Source organism: Pseudoalteromonas sp. S3776 (genome assembly GCF_005886915.1).
GTDB lineage: Bacteria > Pseudomonadota > Gammaproteobacteria > Enterobacterales > Alteromonadaceae > Pseudoalteromonas.
Genome location: NZ_PNCU01000166.1, coordinates 1 through 378, shown reverse-complemented (window position 1 = coordinate 378; position 378 = coordinate 1). Strand labels below are relative to the sequence as shown.

The window sequence follows — 378 nt, the reverse complement described above, 5'->3', positions numbered from 1 at the left end:
AGAAGCATGCAGCTTTTCACCAAGCTCTTTCGCCCAAGTACTTTGACCACGCAGCAGCACATACTGTAGCTGTGGTGTACACGCTTTTAACTGTTCAAAGAATTGACTATCACCAAACAGAGAATGCTTTGTGTCCGCAATGATCAACTTTGGCTGCAGAGCAGCTGCGTAATGTGTTAACTCGACTTGGTTATGATTCATCAAAGCATTAACAGGTAACACTGCCAGCTTTTGTAAAGCAAAAAATACCACATAGAATTCGTAGCAATTAGGCAATTGCACAATCGCGGTGTCACCGGCACAAAGTCCTTGCGCAGCCAAATAACTCGCCAGTCTCGTCGCCTCTTTTTCCAAGCATGCATAGGACTTCTCGATATC

General features: G+C 44.7%; 1 protein-coding gene. It reads right to left on the bottom strand.

The annotated features are described in order from the left end of the window. On the bottom strand, positions 1-378 hold a 378-nt coding region (locus CWC16_RS19515), incomplete at both ends, for an AMP-binding protein (RefSeq protein ID WP_138542694.1).